Annotated in this window: 13 protein-coding genes and 1 CRISPR repeat array (1 of these 14 only partly in view); of the genes, 11 read left to right on the forward strand and 2 right to left on the reverse strand. The window is 51.1% G+C overall.

Annotation, left to right across the window (positions count from 1 at the left end):
- Nucleotides 1-312: 312 nt before the first annotated feature.
- Nucleotides 313-582 (reverse strand): hypothetical protein, encoded by a 270-nt coding sequence (locus VN23_RS00665; protein WP_046350950.1) that lies wholly within the window; start codon nucleotides 580-582, stop codon nucleotides 313-315.
- A gap of 51 nt (nucleotides 583-633) precedes the next feature.
- Entirely contained in the window at nucleotides 634-4,296 is a 3,663-nt protein-coding gene (gene recB, locus VN23_RS00670) for an exodeoxyribonuclease V subunit beta (protein WP_046350951.1), read from the reverse strand.
- Nucleotides 4,297-4,458: 162 nt separating this feature from the next.
- Here recB and VN23_RS00675 point away from each other — a divergent pair, with 162 nt between their 5' ends.
- From VN23_RS00675 to cas2e, 11 genes are all read left to right on the forward strand, one after another.
- On the forward strand, nucleotides 4,459-4,860 hold the full coding sequence (locus VN23_RS00675; RefSeq protein WP_062654949.1) for an endonuclease domain-containing protein: 402 nt from the start codon (nucleotides 4,459-4,461) through the stop codon (nucleotides 4,858-4,860).
- 174 nt (nucleotides 4,861-5,034) lie between these two features.
- Nucleotides 5,035-5,700 carry a DNA alkylation repair protein gene (locus VN23_RS00680; RefSeq protein WP_046350952.1) on the forward strand — a complete coding sequence of 222 codons (666 nt, stop codon included), beginning with the start codon at nucleotides 5,035-5,037 and terminating at the stop codon, nucleotides 5,698-5,700.
- 146 nt (nucleotides 5,701-5,846) lie between these two features.
- Nucleotides 5,847-9,812, forward strand: a complete 3,966-nt coding sequence (locus VN23_RS00685) for a Pls/PosA family non-ribosomal peptide synthetase (protein WP_046350953.1) — start codon at nucleotides 5,847-5,849, stop codon at nucleotides 9,810-9,812.
- Between the two features lie 244 nt (nucleotides 9,813-10,056).
- Nucleotides 10,057-12,777, forward strand: coding sequence for a CRISPR-associated helicase/endonuclease Cas3 (locus tag VN23_RS00690; RefSeq protein WP_046350954.1), 2,721 nt, complete (start codon nucleotides 10,057-10,059; stop codon nucleotides 12,775-12,777).
- A gap of 39 nt (nucleotides 12,778-12,816) precedes the next feature.
- The gene (gene casA, locus VN23_RS00695) at nucleotides 12,817-14,394 is read left to right on the forward strand and encodes a type I-E CRISPR-associated protein Cse1/CasA (protein WP_046350955.1); all 1,578 of its coding nucleotides are present in this window, start codon (nucleotides 12,817-12,819) and stop codon (nucleotides 14,392-14,394) included.
- On the forward strand, nucleotides 14,375-14,941 hold the full coding sequence (gene casB / locus VN23_RS00700; protein ID WP_082752878.1) for a type I-E CRISPR-associated protein Cse2/CasB: 567 nt from the start codon (nucleotides 14,375-14,377) through the stop codon (nucleotides 14,939-14,941). Before casA ends, casB begins: the two co-directional genes overlap by 20 nt.
- A gap of 14 nt (nucleotides 14,942-14,955) precedes the next feature.
- The gene (gene cas7e / locus VN23_RS00705; RefSeq protein WP_046350957.1) at nucleotides 14,956-15,990 is read left to right on the forward strand and encodes a type I-E CRISPR-associated protein Cas7/Cse4/CasC; all 1,035 of its coding nucleotides are present in this window, start codon (nucleotides 14,956-14,958) and stop codon (nucleotides 15,988-15,990) included.
- Nucleotides 15,991-15,994: 4 nt separating this feature from the next.
- On the forward strand, nucleotides 15,995-16,732 hold the full coding sequence (gene cas5e, locus VN23_RS00710; protein WP_046350958.1) for a type I-E CRISPR-associated protein Cas5/CasD: 738 nt from the start codon (nucleotides 15,995-15,997) through the stop codon (nucleotides 16,730-16,732).
- Nucleotides 16,729-17,442 (forward strand): type I-E CRISPR-associated protein Cas6/Cse3/CasE, encoded by a 714-nt coding sequence (gene cas6e / locus VN23_RS00715; RefSeq protein ID WP_052746476.1) that lies wholly within the window; start codon nucleotides 16,729-16,731, stop codon nucleotides 17,440-17,442. Before cas5e ends, cas6e begins: the two co-directional genes overlap by 4 nt.
- The gene (gene cas1e / locus VN23_RS00720; protein ID WP_197432991.1) at nucleotides 17,439-18,359 is read left to right on the forward strand and encodes a type I-E CRISPR-associated endonuclease Cas1e; all 921 of its coding nucleotides are present in this window, start codon (nucleotides 17,439-17,441) and stop codon (nucleotides 18,357-18,359) included. The genes cas6e and cas1e overlap by 4 nt, the downstream gene beginning before the upstream one ends.
- Nucleotides 18,322-18,633: a type I-E CRISPR-associated endoribonuclease Cas2e gene (gene cas2e / locus VN23_RS00725; protein WP_335339387.1), complete on the forward strand. Its 312-nt coding sequence runs from the start codon at nucleotides 18,322-18,324 to the stop codon at nucleotides 18,631-18,633. The genes cas1e and cas2e overlap by 38 nt, the downstream gene beginning before the upstream one ends.
- A 106-nt stretch (nucleotides 18,634-18,739) precedes the next feature.
- A CRISPR array of direct repeats spans nucleotides 18,740-20,116; the repeat unit is 29 nt; unit sequence GCGTTCCCCGCACCAGCGGGGCTGAACCG; it runs 421 nt beyond the window's last position.

Below are 20,116 nucleotides of genomic sequence, written 5' to 3' on the forward strand. Positions count from 1 at the left end.
ATCTTGAACCACAGAGAGCACAGAGGACACAGAGTTTCACAGAGAAAACGATAAATTCTATGGATTTCTCTGTGGCCTCTGTGTTCTCGTTTTACTCTGTGGTTCAAGGTTTAGCTCTCTATCAAGGCTAACTGAAGTATTTTGCTAATCAGCTAATTCCTTATTTTTTCTCAGTGCCCCTCCGAGTTCTCCCTTTTCTCCTTGGTTAAAGATTTGGGTTTTGTTATGAGCGATAAGTGAGTTCATAAAATATTGTAGGGTAGGCAAGATAAAGCGTCGTTGCACACTCTGCGTCTATAACTTTTAAGAGTTTTAAGAAAAATCATTATCAAATTGATTGACTGCTTCATTTAGAGTGAAAAACCAATCGCAACGATTTAAGGGGTTTGTTTCGATAAATAGCTCTATAAACTGTTTTTCTGATTTTTTTAGTTGGTTTTCATCAACTGGTAAATGAAAAAAGTCAGCACTTTGGACTGCGAATTTATTAAGTGAAATATCTTTCAGGCAGCAATATTTTATTGCTGTAGTTTCATTTACATTTTTCCATAAAACAATACTTTCAAATAATGATGTTGGCATTTATTGCTCCGCGCTCTGCTTTTAAACTCTGTGTTCTCTGTGGCGACGATCTTAGGTTTTTGCCGCCACCCCCATCAAAGCTACTTCAATATCATCCAGCAATTCCATGCTTGGTCTGCTGAAGTACACGCCGTTTTGTCCGTCTTGTTTGCCCAGCCCGCGCATAAACAGGTAGTACACGCCGCCGAATTGATCGTCAGTAAAGCTAGGCAAGCGCTGGCGCAGGAAGCGGCGCACTGCCGCTGAATAGATCAGGTATTGCAGATAATAGTGGTGCTGAGCCATGGCGGGGATGAGTTTAGCGGGGGCGTAGTCGGCCACGTTATTGCCTAGCCAATTGCTTTTGTAATCGAGCACGTAGAAGGCGTTTTCGTATTCAAACACCAGATCGATAAAGCCTCTTAAAAAGCCGTTGATATGGAAGAAATCCAGCGTGCTGGCGGCTGCGCGAAACTCGATAGGCAGCGATGGATGTTGCAGCGCGGCAATCAGGCGCTCGGGCTGGCAGTGGCTTACGCTATAGGTGAATTCCATTTCTGCCACGCGGGCTGTGGGCGGGATGCTGGCTAAGGTCAGCGCCTTGCCATCGAGCCGCGCAGAAACGGTGTCTTGCACCATCTGGCTGACCACATCTAGCCAATGCTCTGGAATACCGTGGTGCTCTAGGGCTTTGGCGGTGGTGGCGAGTAGCGTATCTGCATCTTGCCAATCCCATTCTTCTAAAATAGCGTGTAGACAAGTACCGGCCACGGTGGCGGCGGCCTCTCTTTCCGGAAAGCTGAATATGGATCTGCCGGGGGCTGCGGATGAATCGGCTTCCGGCGCATTGCTGGCGCTATCTCTATCTGGCCCTTCGGAATGATTGTGCGCGGTCATGCCAGAAAAGCTGGCAACCCGCCATGTGGGATAGAGCTTTTTTCCAAGGTAGGGCTTAAACACAAGTGGCTCGGAAGGGGCCGTTTTAAGGCCGGGCCCGCTAGCGCTAGGCGCATCGTGTAGGGCAAAGACTTCTGGCTGTTGCTCACACATCGCCGTAATTTCACCCAGCAGGGTCTCATGATCGTAAGCTTTTAGATGTTCTTTTTGCGCTTCCAATACATCACCATGCTCCCCAGCGAGTGGGTGCAGCAGCCAAGCCATGGCCGATTGCGATAGGCCGTCGCTAATTGCATAGCCTCGGCCATCTTTCAGGCCGATATTGCCCCACGCGATATAGCAGCGATTCCTCGCTCGGGTCAGGCCCACGTAAAGTAGGCGCAGCTTTTCTTCAAAGGCTTCCCGTTTGGCGCTGTCTTTATGCTCATCAAAATCATCGCTGCCTAAATCCAGCCATGCTTTGTCGTTTTGATGATAGCGCACCGCCTCGGTGTGCTTGCCCAGCAGGCGGCCATCCCATAAAAACGGGCAGAACACGATGGGATATTCAAGGCCCTTGCTGGCGTGCAGGGTAACGATGCGCACGCGGTCTTCATCGCTTTCTAGGCGCAATAAGGCTTCATCGCCTGCGTTTTTATTCTGGCGGCTAAACCATGCCAAGTGTTGCTCTAGGCCGGTGGCTTTGTGCGCTTGCAATAGCTCGGCTAGCTGTAATAGATTAGTTAGCCGCCGCTCGCCATCGCTCAAAGAAAGTAAGCGCTGCGCCACATTGCGCCCATCCAACCCCTGGTATTCCAGCCACTCTCTAAACATCGGGATTAAACCCTGCGTTTGCCAGAGTTTTTTCCAGTGGGCAAAGGCGTCCGCAATCTGGTCCCAGCCGTTGATTTCTAGGCGCAGCAGGGTGGCGGCATTGTTGCCTAGCAGGGTGCTAATCAGCGCGGCACGCACCAGCCCTTGCTTGGCTGGCTCGCTAATGGCAGCCAGCACGGTATAAAGCTCGACAGCCTCTTGCGACTCCCAAACGCTATCTCTTACCCGCAGCACGCTCGGCACGCCCAGCTGGGTGAGCGCATCCTGCATGGCTTTCGCCCGAAAACGATCAGGCACCAGCACGGCCATATCGCCGCCCGAGAGTGGCCGCTCTTTATCTGCCCCCGCCAGCTTGGCTTTGCCTTCCCCAGCCAAACGCAGCAGCCTTTCAATCTCTTGTGCGGTGATTTGGGCGGCCAGATGATTGGCGGTTTCTTTAGGCCAGCTGATTTGCACGCCTTTTTCTGAGACGCCTTCGGGCTCAGGCAAAAATTGGAAGCGAAAAGGGGCGCTCTTTCCTTCATCATCAGCAGGCGCCTCATTCTCGCCATCAACAATCAATTCTGGCCGAGGTTTACTCGCCGCTTTAACGGCGCTAAAGCTGACATGCGGATCAACAAAAGCCTCGCTAGGCCGCTCAAACAGGGTATTTACGGCGGTCACTAAAGCGGGCACCGAGCGCTGATTGGTATCCAAGCTTTCTTTGGCATCCACCAAGGCTTCGGCTTGGTGATAGGCGTGAATATCCGCGCCGCGAAAGCTATAAATCGCCTGCTTTGGGTCCCCCACCAAAAACAGCGGCGTGCTGCCATCCGCAAACACGCGCGAGAAAATATCGTACTGAATGCCGTCGGTATCCTGAAACTCATCAATCAGCGCGGCCTTGTAGCGGCGGCGCATGGCTATGGCTAAGCGCTCGCCGCCTTCCGCAGTCAGGCCTTGCCACACGCGCAGCAAAAGATCGTTAAAGGATAATTGCTGACGGCGGGCTAGGCGCTCGGGTAGCTCGATATCGCAGCGGCGGCGCAGCTCGGCCAAGCCTTGTTTTTGCCGCAATTCGCAAGCTGTGCTCAGATCATTAATTAAGCTGGCCAGTAATTCCACTGCCTCAAAGAAACCATGCTCGGGCGGCGTTTTGCCCTTGGCGGTGCCGCTGATGAGCTTACTGCTGCTGAGCTTCACCAGCTCCTTGCTGTCGATATCCTGCCAGCCACCATTGCCCGCGATATGGTCATCGATCAGCAAAAAGATTTTTTCTAATTGCTCTGGCTTATAGCTGGTTTGCTTTAAGGCCTTGCTGGCAGACAGCCCCAGCAACATTTCCTTAATGACTGCTGAATGCTCGTTCCAAAGCTGGCGGTAGTTTTCAAAAGCAGCAGGCAGGGCGGCGCTTAATTCTGCAGTATCGGCAGCGACTCCCAGCTCCACGGTATGCAGTAGTGGCTGGCCTAAATGGCCGTAGACCACCCGCAGCCATTCCTCTGGGCTGGCTTTGCTTTTAAGTAGGTATTCGGTGTAAATCGCGTCGGCGGGGTAGACCTGCTCGCGCCAAAAATCTGCGGCAATTTCATCCAGCACCGGGCCGGTATCGCTGAGAATCTCCATACCAAAATCAGCGCCGCTTTCAAAGGCGGATTGGATGAGCACCCGCTGGCAAAAAGCGTGAATGGTATGAATCGCCGCCTCGTCCAGACTGGCAATGGCGCGCTGCAAACGGCGCATCACCTCGGTTCGCCGGTCTGCGTGTTGAATGAGCAGCTGCTCACAAAACGGATCAAGCGCCTCTTCCCCCTCGAAAGATTCCAACACCTCGGCGAGCCGCCCACGGATGCGATCGCGCAGCTCGGCGGTGGCTGCTTCGGTAAAGGTCACCACCAGAATCTCTGGCACTTTTAAGCCGTGCTCAATCACCAGCCTTGTATATAAACCCGTAATCGTCCAAGTCTTCCCCGTCCCCGCGCTGGCCTCGATCATATGCGGCCCAGCTAATGGCATCTCAAACAGATTTAGGGGGCGAAGATTCATAGTATTCCAGAAGGGGGCGGAGGATGAGCGGTAGGGTGATTATAAAGGGCTAGCCTGCCTTGGTGATGAAGCTTAATGATATCTTTTGGAGGGGCTTAGAATTGCAGTTGAAAGGCAAATCCCCCCTTGCCCCCCTTTTTCAAAGGGGGGCTAGGGGGGATTTTGCAACCATACAAATCAGGTCTGAAACCTTTTTCCCAAGAGCTGCGCAAGCATATGACTGATGCAGAACAATTGCTTTGGTCAAGGCTACGCCACAAACAGGTTTGGGGTATGCAGTTTTATCGGCAGAAGCCTTTGGCGGGTTTTATTGTGGATTTTTACTCTGCAGCAGCCAGTCTAGTGATTGAGCTGGATGGATCTCAGCACTTTGAAGCGGTGCATCAGCTCAATGATAAGGAAAGAGATCAGGTGCTGGCGGCAATGGGCTTATTGGTATTGAGATTTGATAACAGACAGGTTTTACAAGAAATAGACGAAGTTATGCAGGTGATTTTTGATGTGGTTGAAAGACAAATCCCCCCTTACCCCCCTTTTTCAAGGGGGGGTAAAACCGGACCCTAGAACAAATAATATTGATTTCATCCCCCTTTTTGAAAAAAGGGGACTAGGGGCATAAGTATCTAATACTATTTTAGGTGGCACTTCAGTGCTGTAGCTTCCCCCTTTGTAAAAGGGGGATTGAGGGGGATTTTGCAAGCATATAAACCAGATCTGAAAAATAATTTAAGAGGCCAAATGACTTCCTTTCAAGAGCATATCCGTAGCGCCATGCAAGCCATTGCTGATGATTCTGCGGCGATTGCCATGCGTGCCTATCAGCGCGATCAGTTTGAATTTCTAGGCGTGGCCGCCCCCGCGCGGCGTGCCGCGACGATGCCTTTTATTAAAGCGCTACAGCCAAGCAGTGCCGAGGCTTTAATCGCAGAGGCACAAGGCCTGTGGAATTTACCGCAGCGCGAATACCAATATATCGCCATCGATTTGCTGGCAAGGCATGTCAAAGTTTTAACAGGTGCAGACATCCCCGGCTTACTCAGCCTAGTTCAGCAGAAATCTTGGTGGGAAACCGTAGATGGCTTGGTGAAAGTAATCGGCGCGATTGCAAAAGCAGACAAAGCCCAGCAAAGCCAAATGGACGCCGCGCTGCTCCACCCCGATTTCTGGATCAGACGCATTGCCATGCTGCATCAGCTAGGTTGGAAGAGCGAAACCGACCTTACCCGCTTACAAAACTACGCCAAGCAGCTTGCGCCCGAGAGTGAGTTTTTTATTAGGAAAGCCATAGGCTGGGCATTGAGGGAATATGCGTGGCACGACCCTGCCGCCATTCGTGTGTTCTTGGCCGAAATGGGCGATCAATTATCGCCACTCAGCCGCAGAGAGGCGGGGAAGCATTTGTAATAGAGATGCTTGACTATCGCCGTCAGCGATATCTCTTCAAGCTTTCTATATGTTTTTATTTAATTGTCATTTTATGAAATATATAAACATGATTGAGGCAATACTTCGCTAGAATTCAGATCTCTTTTGATGCTTTAGCCACTGATATGATTCTTCGCGGTCCCTTTCTTCCTGAACTGTTGCGTGCAGAAACCTTGGCTGATTTGCTGGAAAGCACGGCGCAGCGTATTCCTGATCATCCGGCTATTTATTGGCAATCAGAGGTGCTGAGCTATAGCGAGCTTAACCGTCGCGCCGATCTGGCTGCGCATCATTTAATTCAGTTTGGCGTAAAAGCGGGGCAAATTGTTGGCCTGTGCCTGCCGCGTGGTGCTGCGCTTTTGATTATGCAGGCGGCGATTGCCAAGGCAGGCGCGGCTTGGCTGCCATTTGAGGCTGATACGCCCGTTGATCGCATGCAGGTTTGCCTTGAAGATGCGGCTGCGCTGCTCTTGGTGGGCGATGGCGATTTGGCTGGTGTGGGTGTGCCGGTATTGAGTAGTGCGCAATTATCTGTGCCGCTTGCGGGCGATTTGCTCCGCCGTCAGGGCTTACTCCCTAGCCATCCGGCCTATGTGATTTACACGTCTGGATCAACCGGCAAGCCCAAGGGCGTGCCGATTAGGCAGGGCAGTATTTGCCATTTCTTGCGCAGCGAAAACTCAGTGTTGGGTGTGCGTCAGGATGACAAGGTGTATCAGGGCTTCTCGGTGGCCTTTGATATGTCGTTTGAAGAAATCTGGATCAGCTATTTAGTAGGCGCTTCCCTTTGGCTAGCACCTAAAATCCTGACGGGCGACCCAGATGCTTTGCCTGCGATATTAAATCAAGAAAAAGTCACCGTGCTGCACGCCGTGCCCACGCTGCTGGCGCTGTTTAGCCAAGAAGTGCCCAGCTTACGGATTATTAATCTGGGTGGCGAAATGTGCCCGGAATCACTGGTCGAGCGCTGGGCCACCCCAGAGCGGCAGGTGTTTAATACTTACGGCCCAACCGAATGCACGGTGTCGGCCAGCCTGGCCCAATTACGCCGTGGCGAGCCAGTCACCATTGGCAAGCCGCTCCCCAATTACGGCCTTTTAGTGCGCAGTGAAGATGGCTGCTTGTTGCCGCAAGGTGAAACCGGTGAGCTATGTATTATTGGCCCCGGTGTGGCGGATGGTTATTTGGGCCGGCCTGATTTAACGGCTGAAAAATTCTTTGATAATCCCTTTTCAAATCTCGAAGAATTCCCGCATGAAATTCGCTTATACCGCACTGGCGATTTGGCTCGTATCGATGAAGCAGGCCAGGTTCAATGCCTGGGCCGCACCGATGATCAAGTTAAAGTGCGCGGCTTTCGGGTAGAGCTGGGCGAAATTGAAGCCTCGCTTTGCCAGATTGCAGGCGTGGGCACGGCAGCCGTTTTGCTGCGCGAGCTAGCAGGCATTGATCAGCTGGTGGCCTTTGTGGTGGCAGAAACCAGTGATGCGGCGGCTTTAAAAAACGAGCTAAAACGCAGCCTGCCTCCCTATATGATCCCTGCCCGCTTTGAATTTATGAGCGAATTACCAAGGCTAACGTCAGGAAAAATTGATAGAAAAACTCTAAAAACCCGCGAGCTGATCGTGCCTACGGGTAAAAATATGGAAAGCGATGAGCCTGTCAGCGATGCAGAAAAAGCCTTATTTGCCGCACTCTGCACCCTGTTCCCCGGCCAAGCCTTACGTTTGGTTGATGATTTTTTTGGCGAGCTAGGTGGGCACTCCTTACTGGCGGCTCGATTAGTCTCTATTTTGCGGCGTAATCCGGCTTATGCCGGTATGACGGTGCAAGAGATTTACCAAAGCCGCACCTTACAAGTGATTGCTACTCGCTTGGATGCCTTGGCGCACAGCCAGCCTGAGCAAGTAGAAATAGAGCCGATTCGCAAAGTACCTTTCTTACGTCGTTTGCTTTGCGGTAGTGCACAGCTGGCTACCCTGCCATTTTTAATTGGCTTGCGTATGTTGCTATGGCTGGCCCCATTTTTTACCTATCACTTTATGACGGGGGAAGAGGGGGATAGCTTAGGGCTGGCGGTGGGCGTATCCATTTTGGTTTATTTAGGCAGCCTTTTATTTAGCTTTGCCATTGCCATTACTGGTAAGTGGCTGATTTTGGGGCGGCTAAAAGCAGGGCGCTATCGCCTATATGGGCTGATGTATTTCCGTTGGTGGCTGGCTGATCGCTTGAGCGATATTACGCCGCTGTATTTCTTAACCGGCTCGCCTTTGCAATCCTTATATTTGCGTGCTTTGGGCGCAAGCGTGGGTAAAAATGTCTCGCTGTCGGCGATTAGTGTGCGTGCTTACGATTTGCTCAGCATTGGTGACGGAGCCAGTATTGGTGCCTCGGTTAATTTTGAAAACTTTAGAGTTGATGCTGATCATTGGGAAGTAGGGCCGATTTCGATCGGCAAGGATGCTTATATTGGCTCTTACACCGTATTGCAATCGGATACTCATGTTGCAGATTTAGGACGTTTAGAAGGCTTATCTGCCTTATCCCGTGGGCAAAAAATTGCCGCTGCCGAAGTATGGAATGGCTCGCCTGCAAGGCTTAGCACCGATTCTGTGCCCGATGTGCCTGCTCGTCCGGTACGTCATTCTTTTTTGCGCGGCTTAAATGGCCTGGCCTACGCAGGCGGATCAGCCTTGGTGGCCATTTTGTTTTTTGTGCCGGTATTCCCCAGCTTTTTGCTGATTGATTGGCTGGATGCGCATTGGTTTGATCTCACCGAGCAAGGCGTAGCGCTGCCCGAAGCCTTTATGTTTTATTTGATGCTGGCATTGCCCGCCAGTGCGGTGTTAATTATTTTGACACTGCTTGGCTCCGCCGCCGTGCGCTGGCTACTGCTACCGCGTAATCCACTAGGCAGCTGGCCTGTGTTTGGCGCAATGTATTACCGCCGCTGGCTGACGAATCAAATTCAGGAATCCAGCCTGAATATTCTGCACGGCCTTTATGCCTCGGTTTATGCAGGCTGGTGGTATCGCCTCCTAGGGGCAAAAGTAGGGCGCGGCACCGAGATCTCTAACGCCATTGGCGTGGTGCCTGATTTGCTCACCTTGGGTGAAGACAGCTTTATTGCCGATGCCGTCATGCTAGGGGACGAAGAAATTGATAGAGGCTGGATGACGTTGCGTGCCACCGTGGTGGGCAATCGCAGCTTTGTGGGCAATGGCGCTTACGTGCCCGATGGCAGCATCATCCCCGACGATGTACTGATTGGCGTGCAATCACGCGCCCCGGCAAATGATCGTATGCGATCCGGCCAGACATGGCTGGGCAGCCCGGCGCTATCTCTGCCTGCCCGCGAACAAGTCAGCGGCTTTGCCGACAGTCTGACCTTCCGCCCAAGCCTGGCGCGTCGTTTAGCCCGCGGCTTTGTTGAAGCGCTGCGCACCGTAATGCCGCTGGCGGTGATCATTACCGTAGGCTATCTCACCGTATTAAAAGTCATGCCCTTTGCCGAGCGTGAAGATTTTCACGGCGTATTCTGGGCGTTGATGATGGCCGGGGTTTTATACGGTGTGGGCTCATTTGTGTTTATTCTGGTACTGAAATGGCTAATGATAGGCCGCTACCGTCCGCATTCTGCACCGATGTGGACCTCCTTTGTATGGCGCAGCGAAGCGCTAACCAGCCTTTACGAATCCATCGCCGTGCCCAATTTCTTTAACTTCTTACGCGGCACCCCATGGCTACCCATGGCATTTCGCTGCATGGGTTGTAAGATTGGCAGCGGGGTATTTATGGATACCACCGACATCACCGAATTTGATTGCGTCAGCATTGGCGACGATACGGTGATGCACGCATGGTCCGGCCCGCAAACCCATTTGTTTGAAGACCGCATCATGAAAATCGGCCGGGTAGAAATCGGCTCTGGCGTAAACGTCGGCCCGCGCAGCACCATTCTGTACGACGCCGTTGTTGGCAACGGCGCCCGGCTCGGCCCGCTGACGCTGGTAGTAAAAGGCGAAACCATCCCCGAAGGCCAAGCATGGACCGGCAGCCCCGCCGTGCCATGGCGGACATGCCGCAGCTGATTTACCCGCAATTGAATTGAAATGGCGCTGCTTAAAAGCAGCGCCATTTTTGCGTGTATTCCCCTTACAAATGTCATCTCTCCATCCAGAGCCGTGTGCTGAAAATTCTGGTATGCACATGCTTCTTTCCATTCTTTTGCTTAACTAGCTTACTTAATAAAAAATATTTTTATATTTTAGTCAGTTAATTGTATTAATTTTCTATTGTTTACTTTCGTATAATATAAATTATATGTCAGGAAAAATGTCACAAACGAAAGCATCGTATTGGCGTTATTGGGGAAAGGCGAAGCCTCATGGCAGCGGCTCAGCCTGGCATCTGCTGCCTTATCATGCTCTGGATGTAGCGGCGCTGATGGATTGCTTATTGGCGCAGCGGAAAACTTGGCTGAATAATTTAGCAAGTAAGCTGGGGTGGTCTGTGGGTCAGCTGCATGACGCCCTAGTTTTTTTTGCTGCGTTACATGATTTAGGAAAGTTTGCCCGCGCTTTCCAGTGTTTGTTTGATCATCACTCACCAGATTTAGTCCCAATAGTTCAATCCAAGCGCTACGACCATCGGCACGATACGCTGGGTTTACTGCTATGGCTGGATGTATTGCGCGACAGAGTGCCCGAGTCTGTTTTGCAGGATGCCGCAAGTGATAGCTGGGATATTTTCTTTAAAATTGTTTGTGGTCATCATGGTCATCCTCCCGTGGATGACTTGCCATTTGGCGCGGCGGATGATTATTTTTGCGCTGAAGATATGGATGCTGCGCTGGCATTTATATTGGATGTTGCAGGATTTTTATTAGCCTCTTCACTCCCAGCGTTCAATTCAACTCAGGAAGAAATACTTAAAGAGGCTAGCTGGGCACTTGCTGGCCTGATGGTTCAGGCGGATTGGCTGGGATCTAATCAGGATTTTTTCCCCTATCACGATCGGGCTGGCTCGCTTGAAGAATATTGGCGGATGACTGCTTTGCCTGCAGCAGCCCATGCCTTAGTCGCATCTGGAACGATAGAAAAACAGCTTCAGCCTTATGTGCAGAATGAAGCCATTCAAGCTGTATTTCCTAGCCTAAAGCAGCCTCAATTAACCCCGCTACAACAGTATGCCGCCACCGTGCCTTTGGCCACAGGGCCGCAGCTTTTTATGCTGGAAGACGTTACGGGGGCTGGGAAAACAGAGGCGGCACTGATCCTAGCGCACAGGTTGATGGCGGCTGGTTTGGGTGACGGGCTATATTTTGCTTTGCCAACCATGGCAACAGCAAACCAGATGTATAAACGGGTTGGGGAGGTTTATCGCTCTTTTTATCAAAAAGGAGAGCGGCCATCTGTTGTACTTGCTCACGCATCACGGCATTTAATTGATGCGTTTCGCCAATCCGTTTCCCCCAAAGATGTTGCTTATAGCCTGGATGAAAGTACCGCATCAATGGTCTGTAATGCCTGGCTTGCAGATAGCAGTAAAAAAGCACTCTTGGCCGATGTGGGCGTGGGGTCGATTGATCAGGCGCTGCTGGCGATCTTGCCGGTACGGCACCAATCTCTTCGTCAGCTGGGTTTGGCTAATAAGGTACTGATTGGTGATGAAATTCATGCTTACGATGATTACGTTTATACCCTGCTGTGCCGCTTGCTAGAAAATCAAGCAAGGCAAGGTGCATCGGTCATTTTATTGTCGGCTACATTGCCGTCAACGATGCGGGAAGGGCTGGCGAATGCCTATCGGCGTGGCCTTAAATTACCGGCTATTGAGTTGCTTAGCCATTTACCTTACCCCTTGATTAGTCATATTCATCAAACTGCCCATACCCAGCCCTGTGACACACGTCAGGAAGTAAAACGCCGCGTTAAGGTGCAGTTTTTAAATGATGAAGCCTCTGTGATCGCCCTGATTGCTGCCAAAGCCAGTAGTGGCGAGTGTGTGTGCTGGATCAGAAACACGGTTGAAGATGCCCGCCGAGCTTTTTCTGCATTAGAAACGATTGTAGATAAAGGGCATTTGCATTTATTTCATAGCCGCTTTGCCATGGGGCATAGGCTGGATATTGAAAATAGCGTTTTGGATATCTTCGGCAAAAAATCGACGGCTGAGCAGCGCTGTGGGCAAGTCTTAATAGGGACTCAGGTTTTACAAGAGTCTTTAGATATAGACGTCTCCAATATGATTTCTGATTTAGCACCTACTGATTTATTAATCCAAAGGGCAGGCCGTTTACAGCGCCATGTACGCAAAGTCAATGGCGATTTAAATCCGCAGGGTAGCGAGGGCCGTGAGCCACCTGTACTTTATATCTATGGGCCAGAGCCTAGCCAGAAGCCAGAGGCAAATTGGTACGCTGCCGTATTTCCTAAAGGGCAGTTTGTCTATCCGAATACTGGTCAGCTTTGGCTGACGCAACAAGCCTTGCTGCAAGCGGGCTGCATCGTGTCGCCTGGCGAAATGGCTGAGCCAGGGGCCGTTAGGCAATTGGTGGAAGCGGTGTATAGCGAAGAAGCACAGATTCCAGAAGCATTGGAAAAAGCGACTCTGGAATGCATGGGCGTTGCTAAAAGTGAAATTAGCATGGCTAAGTTCAACGCACTGGATTTGCCCAAAGGCTATTGCCGCCAAAGCAGTGAGCGCTGGGCGGAAGAGCGCAATGTCCCCACCCGTTTAGGCGATGAAACTCAAACGGTGTATTTGCTGTGTGTAGCTGTAGAAGGATTGCAGCCGCTCTACAGCAGCGAAACCGATTTTCCATGGGAAATGTCGGCACTGCGGGTGGACAGCAAAAAATTAAGCCATCTTTCCCCTCAATGGAAGCAGCGCTTTGCCGCTGATTTAGACGCTTTGTCCGCTCATGCGCCTGATAAATACGCCGTGTTACTGCCGCTGATTGCTGAGCAGGGAGAGCTAATCGGCGAGGTGCAAGATAAGGGTGGAAAAGTGATTTCAGTGCGCTATAGCCAGCACTTGGGTTTGTTGATGTGAGAAGGGCAGAGCTTGTAAATTTTTTAAAGGGGAAGACTTATGAATCTACTGGATCAAAGTAATGCCTGGCTGTCATTCAGGCTACAGGATGGCAGCGTTAGCAAAGGATCGGTTTACGATATTTTGATGACAGACAGGATTGATATTGTCTCCCCCCGTGCTGATTTTCGCGGAGCGCTATATCAGTTTCTTATCGGTCTTTTGCAACAGGCCATGCCGCCTGCTGATATAAATACCTGGCATGTCTTATATACGCAGCCGCCCACTTTAGACGAGCTAATGCAGGCATTTCAGCCACTTTTAGGTGCGTTTGAAGTGCTCTCTGATGATGCTGCTTTTATGCAGGATTGGGACCAGCTGGCCGATGTAAAGCCGATAGGAATAGAGAATCTGCTGATTGATTTAGGCTCAGATTCTAATCTCTTTTTTAACAAAACATCACAATGGGCTGGCTTGTGTGAAGGCTGTGCGGCACAGGCTTTGCTGACTTTACAAATCAATGCACCCAGTGGAGGGGTTGGGCACCGCGTATCTTTGCGCGGCGGTGGGCCACTTACCACTTTGCTGCTGCCGCAAGAACCTAATGCCAGCCTGTGGCAAAAGCTTTGGTTAAATGTAATCCCCACCAGTAGTTTGCCCAGCGAAGCCGCGCAGGAAATGCCGCTTGCCAGTTCACTGCCTTGGATGACCCCAACAAGGGATAGTAAGCAGGGCAATCCAACCACACCAGAAGACGTCCATTATCTGCAAGCCTATTGGTCGATGCCCAGGCGGATTCGTTTGGATAAGCAGAACACTAATGTGGGGCCGTGTGAAATTTGCGGTGAACACCATGAAATATTGATCAGCCAGTATCGCACCCGTAATTATGGCACTAATTATGCGGGCGCATGGCAGCACCCTCTGACGCCTTACAGTTTTGATGCAAAAAATGAAAAACCACCTAATCCGGTGAAAGGCAAACGGGGTAGCAGTACTTACCGTCAGTGGCTGAGTTTAACGCTGGCGAGTGCTGACGATGCTTCTAAGCCTGCTGGTGTGGTGCAGGATTACAGCCGTTATAAAGGTCGGCGATTACGCTTGAGTGCGCCGCCTCGTCTTTGGTGTTTTGGTTTTGAAATGGACAATATGAAAGCCAAATGCTGGTACGACACAGCACTTCCTTTGTTTGATATCGCAGGTGACGAACGTCAGTTTGGCAATGTTGTTAGTGCTTTACTTGATGTGGCCACAGAGGCAGCCAAACAGCTTAGTGAGCAGGTGAAGCAGGCCCGAAATGCTTCCGCCAGAGAACCCATGATAGAGCTGGATTTTTGGCAGCAAAGTGAGGCAGGTTTTTATGCTCTGCTGGATATTTTGGCGGCTATGCCGGATTTATCCGATGAAGAATTACTTGCCCCGCTTTATTGCAAATGGCTGCTGACTTTAAAGAAACTTTGCGAACGGTTATTTGAGCAGTGGGTGCTGGATGTGCCAATTGAAGAGATGGATATGCAGCGCGTAATTAAGGCGAAAGCCGATTTAAGCAAATGGTTAAGGCTGGCCAAGCCTATGAAAAAACTGTGGGACATTGTGAACACTTACCAAAAGGAAAATCATGCGACTGCAACTGAGTGACGAGCAAAAGAAAACGCTGAGGCTTTGGTGGCGTTCCTTGCAGGCAAGGGAAAAAGGTGATCCGCCTTTGCCCCAGTTTAATCACCAGGGCAGGGGCGAGCGGGCTAAATTGCGCCGCTGCCAAACGCCGGAAGATGTGTTATTGCAGGCCTCCCTTCACCATTTGGCTTTAGCTTTGTTTGCTTCAGATAAACCCAAACCTCAGCAATTACTGGATTTAGCTTTGGTGGCGGGCATTTTAAGCCATGTGGATCAGGATGATTTTGCGCATAAATTTGCGGCCAGTTTAGGCAGCAAAAAGGCTGATCGTCCTGCCATGAGTGAAATGCGCTTTCAGCAATTGCAAACCAGCCGAGATCCCGATGATTTTTATCGTCAGCTAAGAAGGGCTGTTGATTTGCTCGGTAATAAATTGGATGTGATTGATTTGGCCCAAAGCCTGTTTGATTGGTGCCATGAACAAAGAGAAAACGTAGAGCCAGCTAAAAGACTGAAGTTACGCTGGGCCACAGATTACTACACCGCATCGTTGACTAAAAACGCTTGATAAGGAAGACTCAAATGAATCGTTTTATCCAATTGCACACTCTGATTTCCTATCCGCCAGCTAATCTGAATCGTGATGATCAGGGGCGACCTAAAACCGCAAAAATGGGCGGTGTTGAGCGTTTACGTGTGTCTTCACAAAGCCTGAAACGCGCTTGGCGTACTTCGGATGTTTTTAACGAGCAACTGGCAGAAAAAATCGGTGTGCGCACCAAGCTATTGGGGCAGGAGCATGTTTACAAGCCGATGATTGCAGCAGGGATTAGCGAAAAAAATGCCAGTGATTGGGCAAGTAAAATTGCGGCGGTTTATGGTGCGGTGAAGAAAGACAAGCCATTAGAAATCGAGCAATTAGTACATATATCCCAAACCGAGCTATTGCAGCTTAATCAATTGGTAGCTGTGTTAATCGCTGAAAAACGCGCCGCAACGGAAGAAGAATTAGCCACCTTATTGCAAGCCCAGCAAGCCGTTGATATCGCCATGTTTGGGCGCATGCTGGCAGGTAAAACACAATACAACGGTGAAGCGGCAGTGCAAGTGGCCCATGCATTAGGCGTGCATGCTTCGGTGATAGAAGACGATTACTTTACCGCTGTGGATGATTTAAATCAGGATGATTCTGGTGCTGCTCATATTGGCGAGCTGGGCTTTGCTTCGGCGGTGTTTTACCAATACATCTGCATTGATCGCGAGTTACTAAAAAGAAATTTAGCGGGCAATGAAGCACTGACTCAGCAATCCATTAAAGCACTGATTGAAGCGGCATTAACCGTCGGCCCGTCTGGTAAGCAAAATAGCTTTGCCAGCCGTGCTTATGCACATTACGCCTTGGTGGAAAAAGGTGATCGCCAGCCACGCTCATTGTCCCTCGCCTTTTTAAATGCGGTGAATGGCGATAGCTATGCAACAGACGCAACTCAGGCACTGGTTCAGGTTCGGGACAATATGGATAAGGTTTACGGCCCATGCGCGGCAGAACGCAGTGAGTTTAATGTCATTGCAGGGACAGGTAGCTTGCAAGAATTAGTGCGTTTCTCTGTGGAGTAAGGCGATGAGCCAATATTTGGTTTTTCGCCTTTATGGAGCCATGGCAAGCTTTGGCGAAATTGCCGTGGGGGAATTGCGGCATTCCGCCGTTTATCCTTCGCGCTCGGCCTTGCTTGGGCTATTGGCTGCGGCTTTGGGCATTCCACGCAGTGATGAAGCAGGGCAGCAAGCCTTAATAAACGGCTATCGCTTTGGCGTGAAGTTAATCGCTTCGGGTACGCCCTTACGTGATTATCACACCGTTCAATCGCCTGCTATTTCCAAGAAAATCACCTATCGAACGCGCAAGCAGGAAATGGCGGATAAAGACAAACTGAGCACGATTCTTACCAGCCGTGAATACCGCACTGATGGTTTGTATATGGTTGCCGTTGACGCCTTAAACGATGCACCGTTTAGCTTGCAACAGCTTGCTGGTGCTCTAGATAAGCCGATATTTCAGCTTTATTTGGGGCGCAAATCCTGCCCGCTCGCTTTGCCTTTGGCGGCGATTGTGGCGGAGTTTGAAAGCCTAAAAATGGCGCTGGATAGCCGTGATCAGCAAGCCTTATTACCTGAAATGCTGGCCGTTTCACGTGCACTTCGCTTGGATCGCAGCCCCAGATATTTTTGGGAGCAGGGCATGGATAGCGGCATGGACGCCACGTTGACGCAAACACGGAGCGATCAGCCTTTATCCAGAGCACGCTGGCAATTTGCTCCGCGCCAAGAGTTGGTTTTTATGTCGGGAGTAGGCTCATGAGCTATTTTTCACGCATCAGTATTGGGCATAAGGCATTGGCAGATGGTGAGCTTTCAGAAGCAATAGGGGCTGGAGATGCTTATCGTGATCATCAGTTGATGTGGAAGCTGTTTCCAAGTGAGGCGAATACTCAACGGGATTTTGTGTTTCGGGCAGAAGTGCGTGAGCAGCAAGCTACGACGCGTAGTTTGCTGTATTACATCGTGTCCCAGCGTGAGCCTGTGGCCTGGCATTCAGAAGTTAAAGTGCAAAGCAAACCATATGCTCCTCTTTTAGAAGAAGGCGAATGGGTGCATTTTGATTTACGAGCCAATCCAACGGTTTCAGTTGCCGCACAAAAAGGCCAGCGTGGTAAGCGCCATGATGTGTTGATGCACGCTAAGCATTTGCATAAAGAGCAATCTGTTGCTCAATCTGCAGAGGCGGTTGAAAAAGCGGCTTTAGCATGGTTGGCTAATCGGGCGGCGAACTGGGGCTTACAGATTGATATGGAGTCAGTGCAGATTGATGCCTATCGCCAGTATAAATTGCATACCAAAGGGCGTGAAATTCAGTTTTCAACGGTAGATTATCGGGGGCAGGCCAAAGTCAGTAATTCAGAAAGATTAAGCCATGCTTTGCTATCAGGCATTTCAAATAAATCTCAAGCAGGTTTGGGCCACTCCCAAGGCTTTGGTTGTGGTTTATTACTGGTGAAACGCATGCTATGAGTGATCTGCTTCCCAAGCTAAAACCCATCCCCATCAAAGAGCGCCTTTCGGTGCTGTTTATTGAAAAATGCCAGCTGGATGTGATTGATGGCGCTTTTGTTGTGGTTGATAGCACAGGTGTGCGTAAGCATATCCCTATTGGTGGTGTGGTTTGTCTGATGCTGGAGCCAGGCGTGCGGGTGTCGCATGCCGCTTGCAAATTAGCTGCGATGGTTGGCACTTTATTGGTATGGGTGGGGGAAGCCGGTGTGCGGCTTTATTCTGCGGGCCAGCCGGGCGGGGCGCGGGCAGATCGCTTGCTTTATCAGGCAAAGCTCGCCCTTGATGACGATGCGCGTTTAAAAGTAGTACGTGAAATGTATCGCCGTCGTTTTGGGGAAGAGCCGCCGCAGCGCCGTTCAGTTGAGCAATTACGCGGTATTGAGGGGGCTAGGGTGCGGGCTACTTATCAGCTATTGGCTAAGCAATATGGTGTGCAATGGCGTTCGCGTAATTACGATCAAAAAGACTGGGATGCGGCTGATATCCCTAATCGCTGTTTGTCCGCGGCAACATCTTGCTTATACGGAGTGACTGAAGCCGCTGTGCTGGCAGCAGGTTATGCCCCTGCAATTGGCTTTATCCATACCGGTAAACCGTTGAGTTTTGTTTACGATATTGCGGACGTTTATAAATTTGAAACGGTCGTGCCAGTGGCCTTTAGCGTGGCGTCTAAGCCTTGTGCAAATCCAGAGCGGGAAGTGCGAATCCGCCTGCGGGATGTGTTTCGGCAAAGCAAATTGCTGGAACGTATTATTCCGGATATTGAAGAAATTCTGGCCGCTGGAGAGTTAGAAAAGCCTGAAGCGCACGAAGAAGCGGTTCTGCCTGCCATTCCAAATGAAGAGAGTATGGGTGATGCTGGTCATCGTGCTTGAAAACGCCCCGCCGCGTTTGCGCGGGCGGATGGCGATCTGGTTATTAGAAATTCGGGCTGGTGTTTATGTCGGCAATTATTCTAAAAAAGTCAGGGAATCAATCTGGAGCCAGGTTGCTGCAGGAATAGAGGACGGTAATGCAGTTATGGCCTGGCGAACGAATAATGAAGCAGGATTCGATTTTGAAACCCTAGGTAAAAACCGCCGTATTCCTGTGGAATTGGATGGGGCAAAGTTAGTTTCATTTTTACCCGTAGAGCAAAAAGAAAGCTAATCAATGAGGCTCTTTAACAAAACAATTTAGCTTACAATTTATGTGTAAGCTTGGTAGGTTTTTAGAAGTGAAAATAAGTCATATGGTTCAATGACTTATTTTTAGTGCGTTCCCCGCACCAGCGGGGCTGAACCGACGGTGATTTTTTGGTATTAAACGCCAATAATGCGTTCCCCGCACCAGCGGGGCTGAACCGGCCATCCACGCTAGCAAGTCGTGACTGCTTAAGCGTTCCCCGCACCAGCGGGGCTGAACCGGCTGGAAACAAATTGTCATCGCTGGCCCCGGCGCGTTCCCCGCACCAGCGGGGCTGAACCGCTGGCATCAACGAATCTGGCACCATTGAAGCTGCGTTCCCCGCACCAGCGGGGCTGAACCGACTCGCTAGTTATGCGGCCTGTTGTTGAGGATGCGTTCCCCGCACCAGCGGGGCTGAACCGCCATGTGTGATCGTATTTTTCCATTTTTAACAGCGTTCCCCGCACCAGCGGGGCTGAACCGCGACAACAAGAACTACAACATCCGCGCCCTAAGCGTTCCCCGCACCAGCGGGGCTGAACCGCCTTTCAATTGGTGGTACACATTCGCCAACTGGCGTTCCCCGCACCAGCGGGGCTGAACCGTTCTGCCCACGCGAGGCAAGCATTGCAGCAGCGCGTTCCCCGCACCAGCGGGGCTGAACCGACGCGATGTTGATGCGGTTTGCCCAGTCCAAAGCGTTCCCCGCACCAGCGGGGCTGAACCGGTAAATACACACCTGATTTAACAATATTTTCGGCGTTCCCCGCACCAGCGGGGCTGAACCGCGTAATCGGCATAATCAACAACCAGATTAATTGCGTTCCCCGCACCAGCGGGGCTGAACCGCCAAAACCCCAGATAGAATCAGGGTCAACAACGCGTTCCCCGCACCAGCGGGGCTGAACCGTAAAAATATGGCAACATACCCATAAATAAACAGCGTTCCCCGCACCAGCGGGGCTGAACCGTATCAACTTCTAAAACACCCAAAACTTCAATTGCGTTCCCCGCACCAGCGGGGCTGAACCGCCAGCTTCTGAAAATGCGTCTGGCCCAGGTGAGCGTTCCCCGCACCAGCGGGGCTGAACCGGCGTCGGATTTTCTACCCAGTGCAAAAACTCAGCGTTCCCCGCACCAGCGGGGCTGAACCTTGCCTGAGGCGTCGAGCGGCGTCGGCCTGACCGCGTTCCCCGCACCAGCGGGGCTGAACCGGCCCGCCCCAGCCAGAGCACCGCACGGCCAACGCGTTCCCCGCACCAGCGGGGCTGAACCGGTTGTTTCTAAATCAACCGTGGCTGAAGTAGAGCGTTCCCCGCACCAGCGGGGCTGAACCGCGAGTGTCAACGAAGCTAGTGTCAACGAAGCGGCGTTCCCCGCACCAGCGGGGCTGAACCGATATCATCGTTGTGGAATTAAATGGCGGCATAGCGTTCCCCGCACCAGCGGGGCTGAACCGGCCCAA

The organism is Janthinobacterium sp. B9-8 (genome assembly GCF_000969645.2).
Taxonomy (GTDB): Bacteria; Pseudomonadota; Gammaproteobacteria; order Burkholderiales; family Chitinibacteraceae; genus Iodobacter.

Coding starts and splice junctions, on each gene's coding strand:
- VN23_RS00665 (WP_046350950.1), bottom strand. CDS start 582: ATGCCAACATCATTATTTGAAAGTATTGTTTTATGGAAAAATGTAAAT.
- recB (WP_046350951.1), bottom strand. CDS start 4,296: ATGAATCTTCGCCCCCTAAATCTGTTTGAGATGCCATTAGCTGGGCCG.
- VN23_RS00680 (WP_046350952.1), top strand. CDS start 5,035: ATGACTTCCTTTCAAGAGCATATCCGTAGCGCCATGCAAGCCATTGCT.
- VN23_RS00685 (WP_046350953.1), top strand. CDS start 5,847: ATGATTCTTCGCGGTCCCTTTCTTCCTGAACTGTTGCGTGCAGAAACC.
- VN23_RS00690 (WP_046350954.1), top strand. CDS start 10,057: ATGTCACAAACGAAAGCATCGTATTGGCGTTATTGGGGAAAGGCGAAG.
- casA (WP_046350955.1), top strand. CDS start 12,817: ATGAATCTACTGGATCAAAGTAATGCCTGGCTGTCATTCAGGCTACAG.
- casB (WP_082752878.1), top strand. CDS start 14,375: ATGCGACTGCAACTGAGTGACGAGCAAAAGAAAACGCTGAGGCTTTGG.
- cas7e (WP_046350957.1), top strand. CDS start 14,956: ATGAATCGTTTTATCCAATTGCACACTCTGATTTCCTATCCGCCAGCT.
- cas5e (WP_046350958.1), top strand. CDS start 15,995: ATGAGCCAATATTTGGTTTTTCGCCTTTATGGAGCCATGGCAAGCTTT.
- cas6e (WP_052746476.1), top strand. CDS start 16,729: ATGAGCTATTTTTCACGCATCAGTATTGGGCATAAGGCATTGGCAGAT.
- cas1e (WP_197432991.1), top strand. CDS start 17,439: ATGAGTGATCTGCTTCCCAAGCTAAAACCCATCCCCATCAAAGAGCGC.
- cas2e (WP_335339387.1), top strand. CDS start 18,322: ATGAAGAGAGTATGGGTGATGCTGGTCATCGTGCTTGAAAACGCCCCG.